Source organism: Shimia abyssi (assembly GCF_003014475.1).
Taxonomy (GTDB): domain Bacteria; phylum Pseudomonadota; class Alphaproteobacteria; order Rhodobacterales; family Rhodobacteraceae; genus Shimia; species Shimia abyssi.
The window spans coordinates 163,017-169,170 of the sequence record NZ_PYGJ01000009.1; the positions used below are offsets into that span (position 1 = coordinate 163,017).

At 56.8% G+C, this 6,154-nt stretch carries 5 protein-coding genes; 3 read left to right on the forward strand and 2 right to left on the reverse strand.

Translation table 11 applies throughout. From position 1 onward, the window contains the following. Positions 1–3: 3 nt before the first annotated feature. A complete protein-coding gene (locus CLV88_RS14500) occupies positions 4–1,005 on the reverse strand; it encodes a carbohydrate ABC transporter permease (RefSeq protein ID WP_106609129.1) in 1,002 nt (333 codons plus the stop codon). A 104-nt stretch (positions 1,006–1,109) separates the two neighbouring features. After that, a complete protein-coding gene (locus tag CLV88_RS14505) occupies positions 1,110–2,468 on the reverse strand; it encodes an ABC transporter substrate-binding protein (RefSeq protein ID WP_106609130.1) in 1,359 nt (452 codons plus the stop codon). Between the two features lie 223 nt (positions 2,469–2,691). Here CLV88_RS14505 and CLV88_RS14510 point away from each other — a divergent pair, with 223 nt between their 5' ends. From CLV88_RS14510 to CLV88_RS14520, 3 genes are all read left to right on the forward strand, one after another. Next, positions 2,692–3,723 (forward strand): LacI family DNA-binding transcriptional regulator, encoded by a 1,032-nt coding sequence (locus CLV88_RS14510; protein WP_106609143.1) that lies wholly within the window; start codon positions 2,692–2,694, stop codon positions 3,721–3,723. Positions 3,724–3,726: 3 nt separating this feature from the next. Then, entirely contained in the window at positions 3,727–5,049 is a 1,323-nt protein-coding gene (locus tag CLV88_RS14515; protein WP_106609131.1) for a GH1 family beta-glucosidase, read from the forward strand. An 82-nt stretch (positions 5,050–5,131) separates the two neighbouring features. After that, on the forward strand, positions 5,132–6,058 hold the full coding sequence (locus CLV88_RS14520; protein ID WP_106609144.1) for a carbohydrate kinase family protein: 927 nt from the start codon (positions 5,132–5,134) through the stop codon (positions 6,056–6,058). The last annotated feature ends 96 nt before the right edge of the window (positions 6,059–6,154 follow it).

Below are 6,154 nucleotides of genomic sequence, written 5' to 3' on the forward strand. Positions count from 1 at the left end.
CTCTTATTTCATTTCGTTGCGCGCATTGCGCACGTTCCAGACAAGGATCGGCGTAACCAGAAGCATGATGATCATGGCCGAGGCAGAGCCCATTCCCCAGTCGTTCGCGCGGAATAGTTTGTCGAACATGTAGTTTGCCAGAACCTGTGTTTCCCATTGGCCGTTGGTCATTGCGAACACGATGTCAAAGACCTTGAGAACGGCGATGGTAATGGTGGTCCAGACAACAAGGATGGTGGTCTTGATCTGGGGCACTTTGATCTTGAAGAAGATTTGGAAAGGCCCCGCGCCGTCGACGATGGCGGCTTCGATGGTTTCTTCGGGGATACCACGCAGCGCGGCCGAGAGGATCACCATGGCAAAGCCGGTCTGGATCCAGATCAGGACGATCATCAGGAAAAAGCTGTTCCAGAAGGGAATAGTGAGCCATGTCTGTGGTTCAGTGCCGCCAAACCAGATGTAGAGCGCATTGAGGACACCAATCTGTTCCTGCTCGATCGGGCGCGCGTCATAAACGAGCTTCCAGATCACCGAAGCACCGACAAGGGAGATGGCCATCGGCATGAAGATCAGAGATTTGGCAACGCCGCCCCAGCCGATGCGATCGGTCAGTTGGGCCGCCAAAAGGCCAAAGCCTGTTGATGCGGCAGGAACGACCAGCAGCCAGAGCGCATTGTTACGCATGGATTCCCAGAATTTCGGCTCTCCGAACATTTGGGTGTAGTTGCCCAGACCGATGAATTCGTTGTTTGAGCGGGTGTCGAGAAGCGATAGGCGCAGCGTCTCAAATACCGGGTACGCCAGGTAGAGCGACAACGCGAAAAACGCCGGAAACAGGAAAAGCCACGGGCGGATTTGGTTGGCGCGGTTGATGTTGCGCCCCGCGTTCGGGCCGCTGGCCGGGTAGAGCACTTTGTCGAGGAACAAGTTGGACGCGTAAAAGTACCCGACACAGCCGCCAACCCCAACTGCGATGGTAATGATTCCAAGTATCGCCGGATGCATGGCGTCCTCCCTCAGACGAAAGCAACTTCTGATGAATAGCAGAATTGTGGTCCGAAGGCGGCGGGCGGATGCGGGCCGCCTTCGGAGGTGTCAGCGTGGGGCGCTTATTTCAGCGCGTCCCAGCTGGATTGGATGTCGTCGGCAACGGCCTGAGCGTCCTTGCCGCCGGTGTAGTCGACCATGCCGGTCCAGAACGTGCCTGCACCCACTCCGCCTGGCATCAGGTCGGAACCGTCAAAGCGGAAGGTGGTTGCGTCGATCAGGATCTGGCCCTGCTTGCGCAGCGTGTCGTTCAGGTATGCCTCGAGGTTTACACCTTTGTGTGGTGTCAGGAAGCCGGTCTGCGCCATCATGATTTCGTGGCTGATTGGCTGTTGCAGGAACTTCATCAGCTCGCTGGTGGCATCCGAAGGATTGGTGATTGCCATCAGTGTACCGCCGCCGAGAACCGGGTTGCCCAGGTTTTTGCTCTCGTAGGAGGGGAAGTAGAAGAAGTCTGCGTCTGCACCAAATTCCACATCTTCAGGGAAGAAGGCAGGAACAAACGATGCCTGACGGTGCATGTAGCACTGGGGTGGGGATGAAAAGAGACCTTTGGGGCTGTCACGGAAGTCTGTCGATGCGACGGCACCGGCACCACCCGAGACGAAATCGTCATTGCGGGCAAACCAACCAAATTCTTCGATCGCGCCAACGATGCGGGGGTCGTTGAAGGGGATTTCATTGGAAGTCCAGCCGTCATAGACGTCAGCAGGCTGCGTACGCAGCATGATGTCTTCGACCCAGTCAGTTGCTGGCCAGCCTGTGGCTGCTCCGGAACCCAGGCCGATACACCAAGGTGTTTCGCCCTCGGAGGCGATGGTTTCGGTCAGCGCGCGCAGCTCTTCCATGGTGGTTGGGACGTCATAGCCTGCATCTTCGAAGTTTTCTGGGTTGTACCAGACCAGTGATTTGACGTTCACGTTGTAAAAGAAGCCGAACAGCTGGTCGTTGCCGTCTTTGTCGGCGTATGTGCCGAGATCAACCCAGGACTGCCCCGCGCCGTAGTTGTCGCGAACCCATGTGTCCATGCCCTCGGGCAAGGGGGACAGCAGACCGCGCGATGCCATGTCCGAAGCAAGACCCGGCTGAGGGAATACGGCGATATTGGGCGCGGCACCTGCTTCGGCGTCGATTACGATGTTCTGCTCGAAGCTGTCGGAACCCACGTAAGTGACGTCAGCGCCGGTTGCCGCTTCGAAATAGGCGAGCATGTTGTCGAAATAGCCGTCTTCGGGTGTGAGCCACGGACCGGAAACGGTAACCGACTGACCCGAGAGGTCCGGCGCGCCTTCGGCCCATGCATTATAGGCGTCCCAGCTGAAGGGGCCTTCGCCTGGAGTAAATTTCAGATGACCGTCGGCGTGAACGAGGCTGGCAGACAGTGCCAGTCCGGCGACGCCTGTGAACAGTGCTTTTCTCATAGGTTCCTCCCATTGATCCTTTAGGTAGAAGCGCTTGGTAAGCCATCTCCAAAGCGCTTTGGATGACATTTTAAACTCCGACTCGGCGGTCCGAGTCAACATTAATTAGTTCAAGTCTTAAAAAAATTAATGGAAATAGCTGATTTCTTGCGGTAACGATTGAGTTCAAGTCCTAAGCCGGCTGTCGGCAGTGGAGTGATAGTTGAAAGCGCTTTGAATGGCGATGAACCTTAAAAAACTTTCTGAGGAGCTGGGGTTATCCCAGACGACTGTCAGCCGCGCGCTGAACGGTTATCCAGAAGTTAATGAGGCGACTCGGCAGCGTGTTCAGCTTGCAGCAGAGAAATTCAACTATCGCCCCAACAGCCGCGCAAAGGGGCTGGCGACAGGGCGGGCGATGATGGTGGGACATGTGATTCCGGCATCGACACAGCATGAGATGGTTAACCCGGTTTTTGGCGATTTTGTGGGTGGTGCATCCGAGGCGCTGGCGCGGCTGGGCTATGACATGATGTTCACCCGGGTGTCCGAAGGCGATGAGGAAAACGCCTATCGCGAGCTGATGGCGAAACGGCTGGTGGATGGGGTTATTCTACAGGGTCCGTCGATCGCGGACAGTCGGATTGCGCTGTTGAATGATCTGGGGCTGCCATTTGTGGTGCATGGCCGGTCGAGCGGAGTGGATGCGCCCTATAGCTGGGTGGATGTGAACAATAAGAGGTCGTTCCAACGGGCGACAGAATTCCTTTTGGATCTCGGGCACACGCGGATTGCGCTGATCAATGGATTGGAGCGCATGGATTTTGCCAAACGACGTCGCGACGGGTATCGTGCTGCGTTCGAACAAAGGGGGTTTTCGGTCGATCCGGAGCTGATGCGCAGCGCGGAGATGACCGAGGTCTATGGGCATCACGAAACGCGCGAAATGTTGCGGATGGATGCGCCGCCCACAGCGATTTTGGCATCATCCATGATCTCTGCGATGGGGGTACGACGCGCCATCGAGGAAGAAGGATTAAAGATGGGGCGGGACGTGTCGGTGATTACGCATGACGACGATCTGTCCTATCTGAAGAACGGACAGGATGTGCCGATTTTCACCGCCACGCGGTCATCGGTGCATCATGCAGGGGAAGTGCTGGCCGGGATGCTGATCGATCTGATTGCAGAGCCGACCTGCCCGCCAATCACAAAAATGCTTGAGGCAGAGCTTGTCGTGGGTCGCTCAACCGGCCCGGTTCCAAAGGGGCAGTAATACATGAATTTCAGTCGTTCGGATTTTGCTGAAGGGTTTCAGTTTGGCGCGGCCACGTCGTCTTATCAGATCGAGGGGCATGCGTTTGGTGGAGCGGGGGCGACCCATTGGGACAATTTTGCTGCGACACCCGGCAATGTGGTGCGCGCCGAAAACGGTGCGAGGGGGTGCGAGCATTATTTGCGGTATGAAGAAGACCTCGACCTGATCGCGGCGGCGGGGTTTGATTGTTATCGGTTTTCAACCAGCTGGGCGCGTGTGCTGCCAGAGGGGCGCGGCGCGGTCAATCAAGAAGGGCTCGATTTCTACGACCGCTTGACGGATGCGATGTTGGAGCGCGGCATCAAACCGTGCGCGACGCTCTACCATTGGGAACTGCCATCGCCATTGGCGGATCTGGGCGGATGGCGCAATCGCGACATCGCCGGGTGGTTTGCAGATTTCGCTGAAGTGATCATGGGGCGGATCGGAGATCGGATGCATAGTGTTGCACCTATCAACGAGCCTTGGTGTGTGAGTTGGCTGAGCCATTTCATGGGACACCACGCGCCGGGGCTGCGCGATATTCGCGCGACCGCACGGGCGATGCACCATGTCATGCTGGCCCATGGGCGCGCGATTGAGGCGATGCGAGGGATTGGTGTCAAGAACTTGGGTGCCGTTTTTAACCTCGAATGGGCCGATCCGGCGGATGACAGCGCAGAGGCGCGACAGGCGGCAGATGTCTATGACGCCTACTACAACCGATTCTTTCTGGGAGGCGTTTTCAAGAAAGCCTATCCCGAGGAGGTGTTGAAGGGTTTAGGCCAACATCTGCCCGATGGGTGGCAAGATGATTTTGACACCATCGGCGCACCGGTGGATTGGGTTGGGCTGAACTATTACACTCGAAAACTGATTGCGCCGAATGACGGGCCATGGCCACATCATCACGAGGTTGAAGGGCCATTGCCCAAAACGCAGATGGAGTGGGAAATCTATCCCGAAGGGCTCTACAAATTCCTCAAGCGCACGGCGGCAGAGTATTCCGGCGATCTACCGATTTATGTCACCGAGAATGGGATGGCCAATGCAGATGTGTTGACCGATGGTGCGGTCGAGGATGCAGCGCGGACCGACTATGTTGAGAGGCACGTTGCAGAGATGCGCAAGGCCATCAGCGAAGGTGTGCCTGTGAACGGGTATTTCCTGTGGTCGCTGCTCGACAATTACGAATGGGCGCTGGGCTATGAAAAGCGGTTTGGGCTGGTTCATGTGGATTTTGACACTATGAAACGCACTCCAAAGGCGTCTTATCACGCTTTGGCGAAGGCTTTGGCCACTTAAGACTTGATTGCGCTAACATAGCTGTGGTGGAAGGGGGTGCCTGAACCGGTCAGGCACAAAGTTCCATTGGGAGGATATGGCGATGATCCTGTGTTGCGGCGAAGCGTTGATTGATATGATTCCGGAACCGACGGACGGTGGGCGGACTGGGTTTGTGCCACATTCGGGTGGAGCGATCTTTAACACCGCCCGTGCGCTGGGTCGTTTGGGTGTTGAGGTCGGGATGCTGACCGGGCTGTCCGAGGACATGTTCGGCCAGCAGCTGGAACAGGATTTGCGCGAAAGCCACGTGGACACGCGCCATATCGCCAAATCCGATCGCCCCACAACGCTGGCGTTTGTGCAGCTCAAGGATGGTCACGCCACCTATGATTTCTACGATGAGAATTCTGCGGGGCGTATGCTGGCGATTGATGCGGTGCCCCCGGTGGGTGCGCATGTGTCGGGGCTCTATTTTGGTGGTATCAGCCTGGCGTGCGAGCCTGCGGCAGAGACCTATTGCGCGCTGCTGGAGCGAGATGGCACAGAGCGGGCGGTGATGATCGACCCCAATATACGCCCCGGTTTCATCAAAGACGAGGCGCGGTTTCGGGATCGATTGGCCCGGATGTTCGCAGGCACTGATATCGTGAAAGTTTCGGATGATGATCTGGACTGGATGTATCCAGATAAAGGCAGCCTGCAGGCACAGATCGAAGCCTTGTTGGCGGCGGGTCCAGCGCTGGTGATCGTGACGCGCGGAGGCGAAGGTGCCATCGGGGTTCTGGCGGATGGCACCGAGGTAAGGGTCGCCGCAGAAAAGGCGCAGGTCGTGGACACGGTGGGCGCTGGCGATACGTTCAACGCAGGTGTTCTGGCGGCATTGTCCGAACGTGGCCTGTTCCGCAAAGACAAGGTGCGCAGCCTGTCAGCCGAAGATGCATCGGCAGCCTTGTCTTATGGTGCCAAAGTCGCCGCTGTGACGGTGTCGCGTGCGGGTGCCAATCCACCGTGGAAGTCAGAGCTGTAAGCCCCTTATTTGATTCTTTTTCCTGTATTTTTGTTGAATAGGTATGTTCTTTTTGTTGGGATATTGATTGCGGTTTTGTTTCCTTGTTTTGATCTT

What these genes read in the sequence shown, in the direction of transcription:
- CLV88_RS14500 (WP_106609129.1), bottom strand. Translation starts at nt 1,005, where the DNA reads ATGCATCCGGCGATACTTGGAATCATTACCATCGCAGTTGGGGTTGGC.
- CLV88_RS14505 (WP_106609130.1), bottom strand. Translation starts at nt 2,468, where the DNA reads ATGAGAAAAGCACTGTTCACAGGCGTCGCCGGACTGGCACTGTCTGCC.
- CLV88_RS14510 (WP_106609143.1), top strand. Translation starts at nt 2,692, where the DNA reads ATGAACCTTAAAAAACTTTCTGAGGAGCTGGGGTTATCCCAGACGACT.
- CLV88_RS14515 (WP_106609131.1), top strand. Translation starts at nt 3,727, where the DNA reads ATGAATTTCAGTCGTTCGGATTTTGCTGAAGGGTTTCAGTTTGGCGCG.
- CLV88_RS14520 (WP_106609144.1), top strand. Translation starts at nt 5,132, where the DNA reads ATGATCCTGTGTTGCGGCGAAGCGTTGATTGATATGATTCCGGAACCG.